This window comes from Micromonospora sp. NPDC005298, from assembly GCF_040607375.1.
Classification (GTDB): domain Bacteria; phylum Actinomycetota; class Actinomycetes; order Mycobacteriales; family Micromonosporaceae; genus Micromonospora.
This window is the reverse complement of the sequence record NZ_JBEXGP010000005.1, coordinates 54992-73917: the sequence shown is the minus strand read 5'-3', so window position 1 is coordinate 73917 and position 18926 is coordinate 54992. Positions and strand designations below refer to the sequence as shown.

General features: G+C 72.8%; 16 protein-coding genes. 6 read left to right on the top strand and 10 right to left on the bottom strand.

Going from position 1 to position 18926, the window contains the following annotated elements; genetic code table 11:
• Window positions 1-62 precede the first annotated feature (62 nt).
• The 4 genes from ABZS77_RS12445 (at window position 63) to ABZS77_RS12430 (ending at window position 4161) form a co-directional block, all read left to right on the top strand.
• Complete coding sequence (locus tag ABZS77_RS12445) at window positions 63-1319, top strand: family 16 glycosylhydrolase (RefSeq protein ID WP_354821507.1); 1257 nt, start codon at window positions 63-65, stop codon at window positions 1317-1319.
• 148 nt (window positions 1320-1467) lie between these two features.
• Window positions 1468-2490: a DUF4331 family protein gene (locus ABZS77_RS12440; protein ID WP_354821504.1), complete on the top strand. Its 1023-nt coding sequence runs from the start codon at window positions 1468-1470 to the stop codon at window positions 2488-2490.
• A gap of 125 nt (window positions 2491-2615) precedes the next feature.
• Complete coding sequence (locus ABZS77_RS12435; RefSeq protein ID WP_354821501.1) at window positions 2616-3161, top strand: hypothetical protein; 546 nt, start codon at window positions 2616-2618, stop codon at window positions 3159-3161.
• Window positions 3162-3237: 76 nt separating this feature from the next.
• Window positions 3238-4161 (top strand): hypothetical protein, encoded by a 924-nt coding sequence (locus ABZS77_RS12430; protein WP_354821498.1) that lies wholly within the window; start codon window positions 3238-3240, stop codon window positions 4159-4161.
• Between the two features lie 68 nt (window positions 4162-4229).
• Here the strand turns inward: ABZS77_RS12430 and ABZS77_RS12425 are convergent, their stop codons facing one another.
• From ABZS77_RS12425 to ABZS77_RS12415, 3 genes are all read right to left on the bottom strand, one after another.
• Window positions 4230-7238, bottom strand: coding sequence for a fibronectin type III domain-containing protein (locus ABZS77_RS12425; protein ID WP_354821495.1), 3009 nt, complete (start codon window positions 7236-7238; stop codon window positions 4230-4232).
• 157 nt (window positions 7239-7395) lie between these two features.
• Window positions 7396-7626 (bottom strand): DUF2188 domain-containing protein, encoded by a 231-nt coding sequence (locus tag ABZS77_RS12420; RefSeq protein WP_354821492.1) that lies wholly within the window; start codon window positions 7624-7626, stop codon window positions 7396-7398.
• 73 nt (window positions 7627-7699) lie between these two features.
• Window positions 7700-8359, bottom strand: coding sequence for a M23 family metallopeptidase (locus tag ABZS77_RS12415; protein WP_354821936.1), 660 nt, complete (start codon window positions 8357-8359; stop codon window positions 7700-7702).
• A gap of 122 nt (window positions 8360-8481) precedes the next feature.
• Between ABZS77_RS12415 and ABZS77_RS12410 the strand changes: the two genes are divergently transcribed.
• Window positions 8482-10887 (top strand): PEP/pyruvate-binding domain-containing protein, encoded by a 2406-nt coding sequence (locus tag ABZS77_RS12410; protein WP_354821489.1) that lies wholly within the window; start codon window positions 8482-8484, stop codon window positions 10885-10887.
• 70 nt (window positions 10888-10957) lie between these two features.
• Window positions 10958-11536: a TetR family transcriptional regulator gene (locus ABZS77_RS12405; RefSeq protein WP_354821486.1), complete on the top strand. Its 579-nt coding sequence runs from the start codon at window positions 10958-10960 to the stop codon at window positions 11534-11536.
• A gap of 30 nt (window positions 11537-11566) precedes the next feature.
• Here the strand turns inward: ABZS77_RS12405 and ABZS77_RS12400 are convergent, their stop codons facing one another.
• From ABZS77_RS12400 to ABZS77_RS12370, 7 genes are all read right to left on the bottom strand, one after another.
• Window positions 11567-12928 (bottom strand): N-acetylmuramoyl-L-alanine amidase, encoded by a 1362-nt coding sequence (locus ABZS77_RS12400; RefSeq protein ID WP_354821483.1) that lies wholly within the window; start codon window positions 12926-12928, stop codon window positions 11567-11569.
• A gap of 65 nt (window positions 12929-12993) precedes the next feature.
• On the bottom strand, window positions 12994-14160 hold the full coding sequence (locus ABZS77_RS12395; RefSeq protein ID WP_354821481.1) for a peptidoglycan DD-metalloendopeptidase family protein: 1167 nt from the start codon (window positions 14158-14160) through the stop codon (window positions 12994-12996).
• Between the two features lie 27 nt (window positions 14161-14187).
• On the bottom strand, window positions 14188-15054 hold the full coding sequence (locus tag ABZS77_RS12390; RefSeq protein ID WP_354821479.1) for a MauE/DoxX family redox-associated membrane protein: 867 nt from the start codon (window positions 15052-15054) through the stop codon (window positions 14188-14190).
• Between the two features lie 107 nt (window positions 15055-15161).
• Entirely contained in the window at window positions 15162-15758 is a 597-nt protein-coding gene (locus ABZS77_RS12385) for a cell wall protein (RefSeq protein ID WP_354821477.1), read from the bottom strand.
• A gap of 15 nt (window positions 15759-15773) precedes the next feature.
• Complete coding sequence (locus tag ABZS77_RS12380) at window positions 15774-16187, bottom strand: hypothetical protein (protein WP_354821474.1); 414 nt, start codon at window positions 16185-16187, stop codon at window positions 15774-15776.
• A gap of 362 nt (window positions 16188-16549) precedes the next feature.
• Entirely contained in the window at window positions 16550-17533 is a 984-nt protein-coding gene (locus ABZS77_RS12375) for a hypothetical protein (RefSeq protein WP_354821471.1), read from the bottom strand.
• Complete coding sequence (locus tag ABZS77_RS12370) at window positions 17530-18792, bottom strand: MFS transporter (protein WP_354821468.1); 1263 nt, start codon at window positions 18790-18792, stop codon at window positions 17530-17532. The genes ABZS77_RS12375 and ABZS77_RS12370 overlap by 4 nt, the downstream gene beginning before the upstream one ends.
• Window positions 18793-18926: the final 134 nt, after the last annotated feature.

Genomic DNA, 18926 nt, shown 5'->3' with positions numbered 1-18926 from the left:
AGAGCGCTCTCCACCTCTCCGGCGCGCAGCCCCCGCCACCCCTCCTTCGCTGAGGAGCCCCCGTGTTCACAACCCGCCCCGCACCCCGTCTCCGACCCCTCCTCCTCGCGGCGGTCGCCCTCGTCACCACCGCCGCCGCCCTCGCCGTCCCGGCGCGGTCCGACCGCGCCGAGGCCGCCATCGGCGCGATCACCTGGCAGGACGAGTTCAACGCCGCCGCCGGCGCCCCCGTCGACCAGAACAAGTGGCGCTTCGACATCGGCGGCGGCGGCTGGGGGAACAACGAACGGCAGTACTACACCAACAGCACCAGCAACGCCGTCCACGACGGCCAGGGCAATCTCGTCATCACCGCCCGCCGGGAGAACCCCGGCAACTACCAGTGCCACTACGGGCGCTGCGAGTACACCTCGGCCCGCCTGCTGACGGCGGCGACCTTCACCCAGACGTACGGCCGCTTCGAGGCCCGCATCAAGATCCCGCGCGGCCAGGGCATCTGGCCGGCGTTCTGGATGCTCGGCACCGGCGGCGGATGGCCCGACGCGGGCGAGATCGACGTCATGGAGAACATCGGCCGGGAGCCGAACACCGTCTACGGCACCGTGCACGGGCCCGGCTACTCCGGCAGCGGAGGCATCACCGGCAGCCGCACGATCGGCGCCCCGCTCGCCGACGGCTTCCACGACTACCGGGTGGACTGGGAGCCGAACGCGATCACCTGGTACCTGGACGGGGTGCAGTACCACCGGGTCGACCCCGCCCGCCTCGGCGGCAACCGGTGGGTGTTCGACCACCCGTTCTTCATGATCCTCAATGTGGCGGTCGGCGGTAACTGGCCCGGCTACCCGGACGGCTCCACCCAGTTCCCGCAGCAGATGCTCGTCGACTACGTCCGGGTGTCCAGCTACACCTCCGGCGGAGGCGAGCCCACCCCCGGCACCAGCCGGATCAGGGGAGCGCAGAGCGGACGGTGCATCGACATCCCCGGCGCGAACCCGGTGGATGGCGCCAAGTTGCAGATCTGGGACTGCAACACCACGGCGGCCCAGGCGTGGACCTTCGCCTCCGACGGGACCGTCCGCGCGATGGGCAAGTGCATGGACCCGGCCTGGGCCGGCACCGCCAACGGCACCGAGGTCAACCTCGTCAGCTGCAACGGCAACCCGGCCCAGCGCTTCACCCTCAACGGGGCGGGCGACCTGGTCAACCTCAACGCCAACAAGTGCGTGGACGTGCGGGAGGCCAACCCGAACAACGGGGGCAAGCTGCACCTGTGGGACTGCCTCGGCGCGGCCAACCAGAAGTGGTCTCGCATCTGACGCTGCCAGTCACCAGCGGTGGGCCGTCCGAGTCGGACGGCCCACCGCCAGGTACCGCGCCGATCGGGATTCCGCCGACGCCCCGGGCCGTCATGCCGCGACCGCTATGTTCGGATCAACCAGATCCGTCCGTTTCGGGAGTGAGTCCATGTCGCACCATCTCGACACCCCCCTCGCCGCCCAGGGCGGCCAGCTCTACATCGACGACCTGTACGTCTTCAACGGCGACCGCGCCACGGTGTTCGTGATGGACGTCAACAGCTCGGTGACCAAGGCCGACATCAAGCGCGGCTTCCACGCCGAGGCGCGCTACGAGTTCAAGATCCATTTCAACGGCGCGGAGATGGAGGAACTGTCCTACCGGTTCGCCTTCGGGGAGCCGGACGGCGAGGGCAGGCAGACCCTCCAGTTGTACGAGCTCACCGGAGCCGACGCCCGCGACGACGCCGCGATGGGCACCCCCATCGCCGAGGGGCGGACCGGCGAGGTGTCGACCGGCGGAAACGTCCGGATCTGGGCCGGGCGGATCACCGACCCGTTCTTCGTCGACCTCGACGGACTCGCCACGGTCAACGGCGCGGTCAAGAACGGCTCGCGGGTGGACCACTCGGCCTGGCGGGCCGACCAGGCCACCAACAGCTTCGCCGGCACCACCGTCGAGTCCATCGTCCTGGAGGTGTCCCACGACGAGCCGCTGCTGCGCGACGGCACCGAGATCGGCGTGTGGTGCCGCACCCTGCTGGCCACCGACGCCGGCGGATGGCGCCAGATCAACCGTGCCGGACACCCGATGATGTGGCCGATCTTCTGGCCCGACGACACCGACTTCTCGCACCCCGCCAACGTCCGACACCCGGGCAGGGACCTCTCCGAGGGCGGCGAGGAGATCGCCACCGCGGTCGCGGGGGTCGTCGCGGCGAACGGCACCGCGCCGGATCCCCAGGCGTACGGCTGGAGCGTCGCCCGGCAGCTCTACCCGGACGTGTTGTCGTACAGGGTCGGCACGGCCGCGAACTTCGGCTTCGCGATCCGCAACGGCCGCACCATGGCCGACAACGCGCCCGAGGTGATGTTCTCCCTGGTGCTCAACACCGCCACCACGTCGGGCCTCACCTCGGACGCCACCAAGGGCGCCCGCGCCGCCGCGTTCCCGTACGTGGTCCCGGCCTGACCCGACAGGCCTCCGGGTCTCCCACGGCCCCCGGGTGACGTATGCGTGATTTGCCCCTTAATGCCGGTTTCGCGTAGTTAGGCTCATCACGCTTCCCCAAGGCTGATCCAGAACAAGGAGACTTGATGCGCAGGAAAATTCTGGCGGGTCTGGCCGGCGTCGCCGCGGTCGTCGCGCTCGCCGGTCCGGCCGCCGCGGACACGACGGGCGACACGATCGTGACCCTCACCGTCGACGCCGCCGGCGGGCTCTCGATCACCGTTCCGGCGACGGCGAACATCGGGCACGGCGTGGAGGGTTCGACAGTCACCGGCCAGCTCGGGCCGGTCACCGTGCTGGACCAGCGCGGGTCGCTGACACCGAACTGGACCGCCACGGTCATCTCCACCGACTTCGTCACCGGCGGCGGCACCTCCGGAGAGACGATCCCGAACATCAACGTCCTCTACTGGTCCGGACCGGCGACGGCCACCGCCGGTGGCGGCACCTTCACGCCGGGCCAGGCGTCAGCGGCCCAGCAGGTGATCATCAACGTGCCCCGCACCGCGATGACCCACACCGGCGGGACGGGCAACAACTTCGCCACCTGGAACCCCACGCTCGTGGTGAACGTGCCGGTCGGCACCGTCCAGGGCGTCTACACGGGGACGGTGACACATTCGGTGTTCTGAGCCGCTCGGCCGGCTGGTGCTGCTGGCCTCGGTCGCCCTCGTGGCGCTCGGGGTCCCGGCGGCGCCAGCCGTTGCCGTGCGGGAACACCGACAGGACCCGGCCGACGACGCCGCGATCAGCATCCGCATGCTCGACATCCCCGCCAGTCGGGTGCAGGACCCCCGGGCGCAGGTCTACATCGTGGACCACCTGAAGCCCGGGACGACGATCGACCGCCGGGTCGAGGTGCAGAACACCTCCGGCGAGTCGCAGCGGATCGAGTTGTACTCGGGGGCCGCGTCGGTCGAGAACAACGCCTTCACCGTTCCGGACGGACGCACGGGCAACGAACTCAGTGGTTGGATCCGGCTCAAGACCACCAGGATCGACCTGGCCCCGGGCGAGCGGCAGCCGGTCGGCGTCGAGATCGCCGTGCCGGAGAAGGCATCCAGGGGTGAGCGGTACGCGGCCATCTGGGCGCAGGTCACCAGCGCGAAGGAACGCACCGGCAACGTCACCCAGGTCCACCGGGTGGGCATCCGGGTCTACCTGGACGTCGGCCCCGGCGGCGAACCACCGACCGACTTCCGCATCGACGGGCTGGCCGCCGAGCCCGGAGTCGGTGCGTTTCCCGTGGTCACCGCGACGGTCACCAACACCGGCCAGCGCGCGCTGGACATGACCGGCACCGTGTCGCTGCGCAAGGCGGCGGTCCAGGCCGGACCGTTCAAGGTGACGAACGGCGTGACGATCCTGCCCGGCCGGACCGGCCAGGTCCGGATCGAGGTCAACCAGGCCCTGCCCGAGGGGACCTGGGACGTGCAGGCGAGGCTCGCCAGCGGCACCGTGGAGCGCACCGCCACCGGGCGGATCGCCCTGCCCGTCGCGGCGCCGATGGCGGTCTCGACGTCCACGGGACCGGGGTGGCTGGTGTACGCGGTCGGGGGTCTCGCCCTGCTGGTGCTGGTCGCCCTCGGTGGCTGGCAGCTCGTACGGCGACAGCGGACCCGGTTGGCCTGACCGTCTACCCTCGACGACTGCCCGGCCGTCCCCCACGCGGAGACGGCCGGGCAGCGTCGTGTGCGGGGCTAGATGACCGAGTGCGTCACGACCGCCTCGTACTCACCGACCACCAACCCGGCCGGGAGCGTCACCCACACCGTCGGGTTCCAGGTGGCGGAGTTCGGGTCACCGGTGCGGCCGGACCACCCGGCGGCGGTACGCGGGGTGTCCAGCACGGCGCCGGGCTGCGGGAGGAAGGTTCCGACGCCGGTGGTGGCGAGGGCCGCCCCGGAGGCGTAGGTGATGCTGCTGTTGGGAATGGTCTCGCCACCCGAACCGGAGCCCGTGGTGAGGTTCGTGGCCGAGACGACGCTGACCCACTGCCCGGAGAACGGCCCCCGGTCGTCGGTCACGGTCACCGGGCCGAGCCGGCCCGAGACGCCGGTCGTACCCGAGGTGACGGTGCCGAGTGGGGCGAGCGCCGGGACACTGATGGAGAGCCCGCCGAGCGGGCTGACGACCAGCTCGACTCCCCTGGTCGCGGCCTGGTCGAACGAGTCGGTCACCCGGACGGTGAACGGGAATGTGCCGGACACGGTGGGCGTGCCGGAGAGCAGGCCACTGACCGGGTCGAGGGTCAGTCCGGCGGGCAGGTTCCCGGCGCTGACCGACCAGGCGAACGGAGCCGTGCCACCGGTCACCGTGAGCTGGTACCGGTACGGGTCGTACGCCCGCCCGGGTGGGGGTGGCGCGAAGGTCAGCGTCGGTGGCGGGTTGACCGGCACCGATGCGGAGGGCGCCGACGGTGGGCCGGTTCCGCCGGCGTTGCTCGCGGCCACCCGGAAGGTGTACGTGGCGCCGCCGGTCAACCCGGTGACGATCCGGGTGGTGGCGGTCCCGGTGAAGACCTGGGGAGTCTGCGCCACGCCGTCGAGGTACGGCGTCACGGTGTAACCGGTGATCGCCGAGCCGCCGTTGGCCGGGGCCGTCCAGCTCAGCGTCGCGGCATTCGTCCCCGCGGTGGCCGAGGTGATCGTCGGCGCCCCGGGCAGGGAGTACGGGACCACGGCCGCCGAGGCCGGGCTGGCCGTGCCGGTGCCGTACGCGTTCACCGCCGCCACCCGGAAGGTGTACGTCGAGCCCACGGTCAGCCCGGTCACCGTGCGGCTGGTGGTGGAGGCGTCGACGGAGACGGTCGGTTGGCTGACCCCGTCCCGGATCGGGGTGATCACGTATCCGGTGATCGGACTGCCGTTGCTCGCCGGCGCGGTCCAGCTCACGGTGGCGCTTGCGACGCCCGCGACGGCGGTGGGCGCGGCCGGTGTGCCCGGCGTGGACGCGTAGACGTAGCTGGCCGAACCCGCGACGCCTCGGGTGACGACGCTGACCGTGACCGTCGCCGGGCTGGAGCGGGCGGGCAGCACGGAGATGCCGAGCGTGCCGTCGGAGTTCGTGGTGAAGCAGCCGGCTGCCGGGCCGGAGGGGCACGGCAGCAGCAGCACCGCGGTGCCGGCCTGCTGTTCGGCGACCGTACCGATGGTGATCGCGGTCGCTCCGGTGAGGTTGCTGCCGCCGACGGTGACCGCGATACCTCCGGCGATCGAGCTCTCCGCCGGGGTGACGGTGACGCCGGCGGGCGCGGCGGCGGGCGCGACGGGCGTGGTGACTGTGGAGTAGCCCGGGTTCGCGTCGATCGACGACGAGGTCGCGACGGTGGCCGTCTGGACGAGTGCCGGAGTCACACCGGTCCCGGTCACGGTGGCGACGACGGTGATCGGCGGCAGTGCGGTTCCGCCGGGGAACGGGCCGTTGGCGTTGGTGCAGGTGATGCTCTGGCCGACCGGCGCGGCGCAGACCCAGCCGGAGCCGAAGGCTCCCCGTGGCACGACACCGGCCGGCGCGGTCTGGGTGACCGAGATCGGCGCGGTCTCGGCGGCGCCGGGGTCGACGCCGGCGGTGACGGAGTAGGTGACGGGATCGCCGGGCTGGGGGTTGGCGCCGACCGCGCTGGTCTGTGCCACGTTCAGGTCGGGAACCTGGTTGAAGGTGACCGCCCGCACGTTGTCGATCTCGTGGAAGTCGGTGACCGAACCGGTGGAGCCGACCCAGCCGAAGGCGAGCTGTCGAGGAAAGCCGCTGGCGTTCAACCAGGACGGCGACGGGTACAGGCTCGGCGACACGACCGGCAGGGCGCCCTCCAGGGTCCGCGCCGACCCGCCGACCGGGGTGAACCTGAGCCGGTACTGGCCGGCGGGCGTGGTGATGCCGGTGTCGGTGGTGAACGGCGACGAGGTGGTGTTGACGACGACCTCGACCGGCACCACGGAGGCGGCCCGGGTGCCGGCGCGCAGCGCCAGGGCGGGGGCGGTGGTACTCGCGGCGGTGCTGTTGATCGCGCAGTAGCCGACCCCGTTGCGGCCCGGCCCCCGGATGACGACCTGGCCGGGGACCCGCCCGTTGGTGGTGGAGATGTACGGGGGGTTGGTGCACCCGGTGCCCTGGTAGAGGCTGTTGCTGAAGTTGCCGAAGACGTCGAGTCCGACGCCCAGGTAGCCGTTGGACAGACCCACCGAGCCGCCGTTGAACGCCGCCGAGTAGCCCAGCGATCCACCGGGCTGACCGATGACCGACGGGGACCGGGGGTTGGCCGGGTCGACGGCGGCCAGCGCGAAGGCCAGTCCGTCGGCGCCCGGGTTACCGCCGCCGTACTGGTAGGTGTTGAAGCTGACGTGCAGGCCCTGCGAGGTCGGCACGCTCACGGCGCCGAACACCCCGCCCTCGCGGGTGGCGGCGGCCGGGGTGAGGCGCAGTCTGCCCGAGCCCTGCGGGTCGGTGGAGGTGGGGCAGCTCAGCAACGGGCCGGTGGTCGAGTTGCCCGCCGCGCTGAGGCAGGCGGAGTTGCCGCTGATCGAGGGGGGCACGCCCGGCACCGCCACGGCGCCGACGCCGTTCGCGGTGTTGTCGTGGAACGGCTGGTCGAACAGGACGGACCCGGCCGCCGAGGCGGGTGACGACGCGAGTGCCAGCGTGGACGCGGTCACGGCGATCACCAGAGCCCCGGCGCTGGTCGGACGACGTCGGCCCCGAAACAACATGTCCACTCCCAGCTTTCACTCCAGCCCGACCAACACCATATCCCCCCAAAACGCCCATATTTCTCGTAAGGGGATAAAGCTCGTCGGCTGCCCGCACAGAAACGGACCGACCTCCCGGGTCACGCCGGAGAGGTCGGTCCGTGGGTGGCGGGAGCGATCAGCCCGCGATGTCCCGGGGGTCGCGGCTGCGCGGGTAGGTGTTCTTCTCCCCGATCGTGCCGTCCTGCTTCTTGATCACGTGCTCGACGCCCCGGTCGGCCGCCATCTCGCGGCCCTCGGCCTGCGCGTCGGCCTTCGCGTCGTGCGTGCTGCTGGCCCGCTCGTTGCCCTCCGGCTTGTTCTTCCACTGACCGTCCTCGTGGTACGTGTCGACGTCACCCTTGGCCATGGCCGGCTCCTCCCTACGTCCGAAACTGTCCCCCGGATCAGTGCCCCGAGGCGTGCCGGGCAAACCGCGGTCCTCAGGAGACGGCTGGGCAGTTGCTGCTCGTCCGCCTGACCGTGTACTCGCGATCGTCGGTGGTGATGCCCGACGCGGTTCCGTCGAAGTGCGTCTCGACCTTGTCCCAGCCGCGTCGCTGCTCGTAGTGCAGGTGCGGGGCGCCGGAGTTGCCGGTGCTGCCGAGCCGCCCGATCTGCTCACCCTGGGCGACCTTCTGGCCGACCTCGACCAGCGGCGGTTCGAGCATGTGCAGGTACTGCGTCTCCCACTTGCCACCGTGGTCGATCTTCACCCAGTAGCCGCCGCCGCGACCGCGCGGACCCTGCGGGTTCTCCGGCGTACGCCCGCCCAGCGATCCGTTGATGCCGGCCACGGTGACCGTGCCGGCGTGGGACGCGAGCACCGGGCGGCCCCACGCCTCGCCCTCGGTTGGGAACAGGTCGACGTCGTAGTCGTCGTGGCCGGGATAGGTGCCGAGCTGCCACGTCTCGCCGCAGGAGACCGGCATCTGAAAGAGCGGGCGCGGACCGGGCGGTCGCAGCATCGGCACGACGACCACCGCGACACCGATGACGGCCGCCACGGCGACGAGCGCCAGGAGGACGCGCACGGCCCGACGTCGGGGGCGGCGGTGGGTGCGGGTCCTGCTGGGGTGGCCGGTCGTCACCGGCCCGAGCATGGCAGACGCCCGCAACGCCCGGACCACGGGTCGGAGGCCCACCCCTCGGTGACATTGCAGTCGCATCGTGAAAGGGCTACGGTTCATGCAATGCAGTCGTATTGCATCGAGAGGGGCTCCCCATGCACGTGATCGCGCTGTCCGAGGCGACCGCCGAGCTGGTCGACCTGGTCGGCGGCAAGGCGGCCGGGCTGGGCGAGCTGATCCGGCGCGGTGAGCGCGTCCCCGACGGCTTCTGCGTCACCACCGGGGCCCACCGGCTCGGCGTCGTGCCCGAGGCGGAGGTCATCGCCGCGTACCAGGGGCTCGGCGCCGGCCCGGTGGCCGTACGCTCCAGCGCCACCGCCGAGGACCTGCCCGACGCCAGCTTCGCCGGACAGCAGGACACCGTCCTGAACGTCACCGGCGGCACGGAGGTGATCGACGCGATCCGCAGGTGCTGGGAGTCGCTGCACACCGACCGCGCCACCGCCTACCGCGACGCCCGCCGGACCGACGGTCAGGAGGCGTGGATGGCTGTCGTCGTGCAACGCATGGTGACGCCCACGGTGGCCGGGGTGCTGTTCACCGCCAACCCGCTGACCGGGCGCCGCGACGAGATGGCCGTCGACGCCGCGCCGGGCCTGGGCACCACAGTGGTGGACGGCGCGACGGCCGTGGACCACTACGTCCTGGACGGTGTCGACCGGGACGACACCGGTTGCCTGACGGCCGCGCACCTGGCCGACCTGCGCGCCACGGGCGAACGGCTCCAGGGCCACTTCGGCTGCCCCCAGGACGTGGAGTGGGCGATCGACGCGGACGACGTGCTGTGGCTGCTGCAGTCACGGCCGATCACCACCCTGTTCCCCCCGCCGCCGGCCACCGACAAGCCCCTCCCCCGCGTCTACCTGGAGTTCGGGCACGTCCAGGGCATGCTGCGACCGGTCACCCCGATGGGCATGGCGACCCTGCGGGCGCAGATCACCGCGATGCTCGCCGCGCTCGGCGTCCGGGTCGAGATCGTCGACATCGGCGGCCGCCTCTACGGCGACCTGACGGACCTGGCGCGGGACAGGTCGTCCCGCCAGCGACTGGTGAAGCTCCTGGCCGTCGACTTCGGCCCCCGGGCGCAGGCCGTGATGCGGCACGTGCTGGCGGATCCGCGATTCGCCCCGGTCGACGGCCGCACCGGCCGCGGCGCGGCGCAGGGCGCGGCGTCGCTGCGGACCGCCGGCCGCGCGGTGGTGGGGATCCTGCGGGCTCTGACCCGCCCCGAGACGGCACGGATCCGGATGTCCCAGGCGGTCGAGCAGATCCGGGTACGCTCGGCCGCCCCCGCCGACCTGCGGACCACCGCCGACCGGCTGCGCCACGTGCGGGAGGCGCAGGACGTCGACGACGGCGCCGACGCCATCATGTGGCCGATCGTCGCGGGAATGCTCGCCGCCGCGCTGCCGGCCGCCCTGCTCAAGGGGGTCGCCGGCCAGGACGAGATCCACGCCGTGCTGGGCGGCATGCCGCACAACGTGACGATCGAGATGGACCTGGCGCTGTGGCGGCTCGCCCAGGGCGCGGGTGACCACCGTCGACTCCTGCTCGACACCCCGCCGGACGAGCTGGCCGCACGTCACCTGAGCGGAACGTTGCCCGACATCGGCATGACCGCCTTCCTCGACCAGTACGGCCACCGGGGCGTCGCCGAGGTCGACCTCGGCGTGCCCCGCTGGGCCGAAGATCCCACACCGGTCTTCGCGGCACTCGCCAACTACCTGCGCGTCACCGATCCCCGGCAGGGCCCCGACCAGCGCTTCCACCGCGCCGCCGAGGCGGCGGAGACGGCGCTTGACGACCTGGTCGCCCGCGCCCGCCGTCGACGACCGGTGCGGGGCAGGCTCGCCGGGTTCCTGCTGCGCCGGGCCCGGTCACTTGCCGGCCTACGCGAGACCGGCAAGTTCGCCGGGCTGTACGCGCTGCGGGAGACCCGCCGGCAACTGCTGCTCATCGGGGCCGATCTGAGCGCCCTCGGGCTGCTGGAGCGCCCCGACGACATCATGTTCCTGACGCTCGACGAGGTGCACTCCGCCGTACACCAGGGTGTGGATCCGCGCGGTGTGGTCGCCGCGCGGCGGGCCGTGCACCGTCGGGAGCTGCGTCGCCGGTCGGTGCCGGTGGCGCTGCTGTCCGACGGCACCGACGTTGAGACGGTCCTGCCGGCGGCGCCCGGCGGCGACGGGACGCTCGTCGGCGTGGGCGCGTCCGCCGGCCGGGTGACCGGGCCCGCCCGGGTCGTCCACGACCCGGCCAGCGCCCACGTCGAACCCGGCGACGTCCTGGTCGCCGCGACCACGGACCCCGGCTGGACCCCGCTGTTCCTCACCGCCTCCGCGCTGGTCACCGACACCGGCGCGGTCATGGCGCAGGGCCCCACCGTGGCCCGGGAGTACGGCATCCCCGCCGTCATCTGCGTGCCCGACGCCACCCGGACGATCACCACCGGACAGCTCGTCACGGTCGACGGGGGCGCCGGCACCGTCACCGTCCACTGACCGCCACCGTGGGACGCCCGCTCCGCCGGGCGGCGAGGGCCGGACCGCCCACTGTGAAACGATCGAGGTCATGCCCAAGAAGGTCGATCACCAGGAGCGACGCACCCTCATCGCGGACGCGCTGATGCGGGTCGCCGCGGAGCAGGGCCTGGAGGCGGTGAGCCTGCGCCACGTGGCCACCGCGGCCGGCGTGTCGGCCGGGATGGTCCAGCACTACTTCCGGACCAAGGACGAGATGATGACGTTCGCGTTGAGTGTGGTCCGCGAACGCGGCCAGATCCGGGTCACCGAGGCGGTGGCGCAGCTGGGCGAGAACCCCGCCCCTCGGCTGCTGCTGCGCACGATGATCGCCGCGCTGCTGCCGCTCGACGACCGGACCCGTGACGACGGCCGGGTGGCGCTGGCGTTCCTCGCCTACACGGCGGTGCGACCGTCGGCCGCGCCCGGCCTGCGCGCGGACACCGCACAGCTGACCAACTTCATCGCCAGCGTCCTGCCCACGAGGGACGCCGCCGCGGCGTCCGGGCTGCTGGCGCTCATGGAGGGGCTGGGCGTCTACCTGCTGGGCGGGCAGTACACCGCCGAGCAGGCGCTGGACGCCCTCGACGCCCAACTGGACCTGCTGTTCGGCGCGCCGGCGACCGCCTGAACGACGGCCGCCGGGCGCCGATCCGCGCCGTCAGCAGCGCGGCACGTTCGGGATGTACCCGTCGTGGCCGGTGAGCAGGTACGCGTCCGAGACGTAGCGGTTGGTGCCGATCCGGTTCCAGACCGAGGTGGTGCCGTACGGGCCGGTGACCGTGCTGCCGACCGCCTGGCAGTAGATGGAGACGGTGGCGCCGTCGGCGACCGAGCCGACGACCGGATAGCTGGAGCCCGGACCGGAGCGGACGTTCAGGGTGCTCGCGCTGGTGTTCACCGTGCCCGAGCCGATGCCGGTGATCCCGTTCACCAGTTGCAGGTAGTAGGTCCAGTTCCAGTTCGGGCCCGGGTCGGTGTGGGTGGCGCCGGGCACCTCGAGGTGGCCGATGATGTGCGCCCGGTCCCGGGGTATGCCGTACTTCGCGGCGAGGTTGCGGGTCAGCGTCGCGGACGCCCGGTACATCGCGTCGGTGAACCAGGCCGGGTTGTCGACGTACCCCTCGTGTTCGATGCCGATCGACTGGGTGTTGTACGTCCAGTTGCCGGCGTGCCAGGCGATGTCCTTCTCCCGGACCGACTGGGTGACCGCGCCGTCCGAGGAGCGGACGGTGTAGTGCGCGCTGGCCTGGGCTGCCGGGTTCTGGAACCAGCTGACGGTCCCGGCGTACGAGCCCTGCGCGAAGTGGATGACGACACGGTTCACGGGGTGGCTGCCCGGCCGGCTGGCCACCGTGTAGTTGCTCGTGCTGGCCGGCGCCCACGCGGCCGGCCCGTAGTCGGTGCTGAGGGTGCCGACCCCGCCGGGCACGGCGGCCCGTTCCAGGGCGCCCCGACGCAGCGCGACCGGCCGACCGGCCACCGCCTCGCCGCGCGGCGCGACGAACCCGACGCGCAGCAGGTCGTAGACGGTGTCCGCGTAGAGCCGCGCGACCGACGGGTCACCGGCGCCGCCGTACCTGGCGACCGCCCCGTACCAGCCGTTCACGTCGTCGCGGGCCGCCGCGGTGAGGCTGGCCTGGTCAGCGTACGAGCGCAGCACCGCCGCCGCGCCGAGGACGTTCGCGGCGGCCTCGGTGCGCAGCACGGCCCGGCCAAGGCCGGTGAGCGTGGCCGCCTCGTCCAGGGTGCGGTCGGCGGTCAGGTTCATGGGCCCGTACCCGCCGGCCGCGCCCGCCGTGCCACCGTGCGTGTCCAGCCGCGACTCGGCGTATCCGAGGGCGGCGAGCAGGTCGCGGGGTACGTCGTAGCGCGCGGCGGCGGTGTCGAACGCGGCGGACAGCGGGGCGGCGTGCGCCGGCGTGCCACCGGGGTCGGCGACCGCCGGTGAGGCGACCGCGACGGTCAGGGCGGTGGTCAGGGTGAGCAGGAGCCGGCCTCGGTGGGGGGATCGAACGGACATCAGCACTCCTCGGGGTGACTGGGGTGGGCGGCCGGTGGGGCCGCCCACCTCGGCGGTCGAGCTCGTCAGCACCAGCCGTTGAGCGGTCCGTTCACACCTGTCGACAGGTAGGCGTCGGACACCCAACTGCCGTCGCTCAGCCGATTCCAGAGCGCGGTGGTGCCGTACCGCCCGGTGTGGGAGGTGCCGTTGGCGGAGCAGGAGATGGTGACGGTGGCGCCGTCGGCCACCGAGCCGAGCGAGCCGTAGCCGGTCCCCGGACCGGCCCGGCGGGTGAGCACACCGCCGCCGTTCGCGTCGACCACGCCCTGGTTGAAGCCGAGCGGGCCGTAGTTGTAGAGGCCGCCGCCGACACCGGCGAAGGCGGACCCGTGCCGGGCGCCGCCCTGGTACGCGGCGGCGCCGCTGGTCAACACCCACTTGCCGATGTCGTGGCCGGCGATCGGCACGTACGCGCTGTTCTGCCGCAGCCCGAAGTGGACGTGCCGCCCGTAGGCCGCTCCACCGCAGGTCACGTCGGTGCCGGTGTTGCCCAGCACGGCGCCCTGGCCGACGCCGGCGCCGTTGACGGAGATGCTGTTCCACAGGTGGTAGTAGTCGGTCGAGTAGCCCCGGTCGTGGATGACCCGGATCCAGCCCTGACACATCGTGTACGCCGTGCCGGCCCGGGCGGCGCGGACCACCTGGTCGCCGCCGGCCAGGTCGACCGAGCTGTACGGCGACTCCGTTCCGCCCCAGCCGTGCGGGCCGCTGGTGAGCGTCCAGGTCTGGCCGACGCCGAACGGCAGGGCCATTCCGGTCCGGTAGTCGCCGCCCGCGTACATCGGGGTCGGCGTGGTGGTGAGCACGCTCCTCTCCTGACCCGTCACGAGGGGCGACTCGGCGGCAAGTTCACCGAAGGCGGCCTCGCCGTCGAAGGCGATCCGCCAGCCGGCGGCCTCGGACCGGGCGATGAAGATCGAGCCGGTCGGGTGGGCGTCCGCCTGCCGGGGCGCGAGGGCGACGGCGGTGCCGAACGCCCACCGCCCGCTGGTGCGGCTGACGGTGACCCGGGTCTCCGGTCGCGCGGCGGTCGTGGACAGTTCGGCGCCGAGCAGTTTGGCGGTCACCGCGGCGGTGAGCGTGGAGGTGACGGGTGCCGCCGAGGCGGCACCGGGTGTCGCCCCGATCAGACTGGTGAGCATCAACAGGGCGGCGGCGGTGCCGCCGGCCAGTCGTCGGCTGTGTCTCATCGTGCCCTCACTTTCGGTGCGGCGGGTTCAGGCCGGGGCGACGGAGAGCCGACGGCCGCTGGCGGGCGGGGTGCCGGCCAGGCTGAGCAGGGTGTGACCGGTGACGTCGTCGACGACGGCGACCCGCACCAGGTCGGGTTCCCGGTCGGCAAGCGGCACGGCGAACACCGCCGTGACAGGTCGACCCTGGTAGCGCGCGGCGTGCCCGACGAAGCGCCAGTCGCCCTCGTCCCAGTGCTCGCGCACATCGGAGCACAGCAGCGGCGCCACCCGTCGATAGGCGTCGCTGAGTTGGAGTTGGTGCACGGACGCGAGCAGCGGTACGCCGGAGCCGCCGCGCAGCGGGTGGGTCAGGTCGGCACGCAGCCGTCGCAGCGGCAGCAGCCAGTGCCGGTCCAGCTCCGGTGAGAGCGCCACCACCGCCGCCAGTTCGACGAGCAGGACGGCGGCGCCGGGCGCCGGCCGGCCGGCCAGGGTGGGCAGCCAACCGTCGGTGGCCGCCACGGCCAGCGCACCTGCGGCGAGCAGCAACCCGGCGCGGGCCGTGCCACGGCCGGAGACCGGGGTCGCCCGTGCGCTCAGGCAGCCGCAGGAGGAGTCCGGGGCGGCCCGACGGGCCCAGCCGAGGTAGGCCAGGAAGCCGGCGGCCAGTACGGTGGCGGCCACCGCTTCCACCCGCAGGACGGGCGGCAGCAGGAGCAGCGCGCCGAGGGTGACCTCGACGCCGCCCAGCAGTCGGTACGCGGGCAGTGCCCGGCGCTGCCCGACGAGCCGTGCCAGCGCCGACCGGTTGGCGGCCTGGGCGGCGTGCGGGCTGAGGAGTTTGACGCGGGCCGACCAGATCAGCACCACGCCCACGACCAGCGGCTGTAGTGCCGCGATCAGGTTGATCATCGATTCCTCCCCTGGGTCTTCCACGGTGACCGGCGGTCGTCGGCGTGGCGCTCGGGGTGCCGGCCCGGACCCGGTGGACCGGCCGGACTCCCCCGCCCCCGGGCCGACTAGGCGGCGGCGTAGACGGTGGCGATGTCGATCTCGTTGGTGTCCGGGTGCCAGGCGCCGAGCACCTGGACGTGCCGGCCGACCCGCAGCAGCGACAGGTCGCTGACCGCCGGGGTGCCGTTGTAGACGGCGGCGGACCGGTCCGGCACCACGTGCGCGACGATCCGCCGGCCCTGGTGGTCGAGGTGCAGCACGTTGCGGCCGACAGCGGCGATGTGCCCGTGCAGGTTGACGATGTTGACCCAGACGGAGTCCGCGGCGAGCGTGCCGTCGGGCAGTCGGACGCCACGGGCGTAGAGCCCGTCGCCGACCGCCACCTTGTCGAACGTGGTGGGGTGCAGCTTCCAGATGCTCGTGCCGTCGGTGATCCGGAGCGAGTGCAGCACGGTGTCCGAGCCGGTGACAAGCAGCATGTTGCCGGAGATCTTGCTGATCCGGCCCTCGGCGAAGTTCGGGTCCGGCGCACCCGGTTCGATGGTCGCGGGCTCGGCGGCGAAGGCGGCCTCCGGGGCGAGCGAGCCGAGGCCGGTGGCGCCGACGACGCCGCCGAGCGCCGCGGTGGCGAGCAGTCTCCGGCGGTCCAGGGTCTGGTTCATGGTGGCGTCCTCCGTTCAGACGGTGTCGACCAGGCAGGGGCGCAGCCCGGCGGAGAGGCTGGCGATCGCGCTGTACGCGGCGGGGGTGAGGTCGATGATCCGGTTGCTGCCGCAGGCGGAGCCGCAGCAGGTGCGCTCGCCGCAGAACAGGTCGGTCTGGGGGCCGCAGTCGGCGATCGTGGTGCCGACCCGGGCGCCGTTGCACAGGTTCGTGGTGTAGTGCCGAAAGCCGCAGCCGCGCCGGGCCATGCCGCTGACGCCGCAGCGGTCCGGGCGGGTGATGGCCAGGCAGGCGTCGGAGGTGTTCGGCCAGGCGTGCTGGTAGTTGCCCGAGCTGCAGGTGCCGCAGGCACCGCCCCCCGCGGTGCCGCAGGGACCCCAGGCGCTGCCGCAGCAGAACCACGACACCTCGCCTTGCAGAGCCGCCATGGATGCCTCCTTCCGGTGACATTAGAAAGACGGGTGTAAATATTGACGGTGATTGTTGTGTAGTAAACCATCGAAGTCAATGCACGGATCGAAAGTTTTCTACTCTCCGTTATTGCGGTGCCGGGCCTCTCGGGGCGGGCGCCGGGCGGGCGAGGATGAGCCGCGTGGCCGAACCGGCGGGCCGGCCACCACACCGGAAGAACGCGACGGGCCGCGCCCCGAACGCGAGCCCCGGCCCGTACCCCGACCCCGGTCAGCCGTGGTCGACAGCCTCGGGAACGTCGATGGACGGCGATGGGTGCGGCGCGGAATCCGGCAGGACGGGATGCTGTCCGCACCAAGGCGGTCAGGTGTCCGGACCGTCAGGTGAGCGGCGACGGCGACTCCGCGCCCGGGATCAGAAGTGTGGGCGTGCCGGACCCGTCCGCCGGGACGCTCCACACGTCCGGCCGGCCGTCATCGCCGCGCAGCGTGTAGGCGAGCGTGGTGCCGTCCAGCCAGGCCGCCTGGTCGTCGACGCTCGTCGTCTCGGCCGTCGCGGTCACCCGCATGCTCGCCAGGTCGAGGACCGACAACCGCCAGCCCTTCGCCGGGTCGGCGTCGATCGCCTCCTTGAAGGCCAGCCGGGTGCCGTCGGGTGACAGCGACGGGCACTCGACGTTCTCCCGCACCGTCTCGACGGTCCGGGCGGCGAGGTCGCCCCGGACGAGGTACCGCCGGCCCCGCGTCGACAGGGTCGCGTAGAAGCGGTTGTCGTCGGGGGTGAACGTGACGCCCCAGTAGTTGACGTCCGCGCTGCGGTGCACCCTGCCGTCCCGCGTGATCGTGAACCCCTCGAGCGTCGGCACGACCGCACCGGTCACGGTGTCGAGGATGCCGGTACGGGTGGAGAAGCCGCTCGCGGTGTAGGAGTCGCCGCCGACGAACGTCGTCCAGGAGACCATCCGTCCAGACGCCGAGACGCGGGCACGGTTCGGCAGGCCCGGCACGCTGACCGCGCGCGTCTGACGCAGCGCGGCGTCGAGGACGACCACCTGGTACGACCAGGCGGTCTCGGGCCGTAGACAGACGCCGGTGCCGGCGGCGGCGTACACCCGCAGACACTCCAGTCCGGACACGGTGCGCGGCCCGTCCGGGTCCGCGGCGGCGACCGAGGAGACGTACCGGTCGGTGACGGCGAGCAGGCGCGGACCCGGCGTCAGGGTGACGGCCCGCTCGCCGGCGCCCGGCGGCGGGGTCCGGTCCGGTTCCGCGGCCGTGGCGGCGTAACCGGCCGCCACGGCGCCCAGCAGCACCGCCGAGGCGGTCACCACGGCGATCTTGGCGCGGGTCGACATCGTGGTCATCGGGACACCCTCCGGGCAACGGAACGGGACGGGGAGGCGAGCAGGAGCAGCGTGCCGACGAGGACGACGCCGACCGCGAGGGCCGCGACCCGCGTCGCGTCCCGCGGCCCCCACGCCTGCCAGGCCAGACCGAACAGGATCGAGGAGACGAGGTACGCCAGCGCCTGCCCGGTCTGCACGAGGGCGATCCCGGTGGTCCGCAGCCGGGCCGGCAGCACCGGTCCGGCGAGCGCGATGAGCACCCCGTCGGTGGCCGCGTAGAACGTGCCGTACAGCGCCAGCGTCAGCGCGACGACCGGCCAGCCGTGCACGGGCCCGGACAGCAGCAGGTACGTCCCGCCGAGGGCCAGGTATCCGCCCACCACCACCGGCAGCCGGCCGATCCGGTCGGCCAGCACGCCGAGCGGCGCGGCGAGCAGCAGGTACGCCAGGCTGGTGCCGACCGCGAGCAGCGGGAACCAGCGCAGGGAGAGGTCTTCGCGCCGTTGCAGCAGCAGGTAGACGAAGCCGTCACCGATGGTGGACAGGCCGAGCAGCGCCGCCGCCAGCACGAGCCGGCGGGCCGGCCGGCTGCGCAGCAGTCCGAACGCCTCGCCGACGGAGACCCGGGGGTCGTCCGGCCCGTCGGTCGGCCGCTCCCGGACGAACAGCACGAGCACCACGACGGCCAGGGCGGCGACGCAGAAGCTGGTGACGAAGACCGCGTCGTACGACTGCCCGACGGCCAGCAGGACCGCGAACGCGGCGAGCGGGCCGAGGAACGCGCCGACGCTGTCCATGGCCCGGTGCACCCCGAACGCCCGCCCGAGCGCCTCGGGCGGGGTGGACAGCGTGATCAGCGCGTCCCGGGGGGCGCTGCGGATCCCCTTGCCGAGCCGGTCGACGGCGATGACGGCACCGATCGCCGGCACCGACCGGCCGGCGAGCAGCAGGCCGAGCTTGGCGACCGCGGAGAGCGCGTAGCCGGCGCCGGCGACCAGCTTGCGCCGCCGGAACCGGTCGGCGACGAACCCACCGACGACCCGCAGCAGTGCCGTGGCGCCGGTGTGGACGCCGTCGAGCACACCGAACGCGACAGGGCTCAGGTGCAGTCCCAGCACCAGGTAGAGCGGCAGGACGGCGGCGACCATCTCGGCGGAGACGTCGGTGATCAGGCTGACCGTGCCCAGCGCCACGACGGTGCCGCTGACCGGAGCGAACCGTCTGCGTCGTGGCCCGGGCGGGTCGGTGACAGGTCGGGAGACGGTCGAGAGGTACACGCGCATCTCCTCGGATCGGCGGGCTGACGGTCAGCCATCGTGCGGAACCGGTCCGACCCGCCACAAGGGACGGTGCGTGACGGCCCGGCGTGGGGTGGGTGAACGGACCGCGAACATCGAGGTGTTCGCCTGGC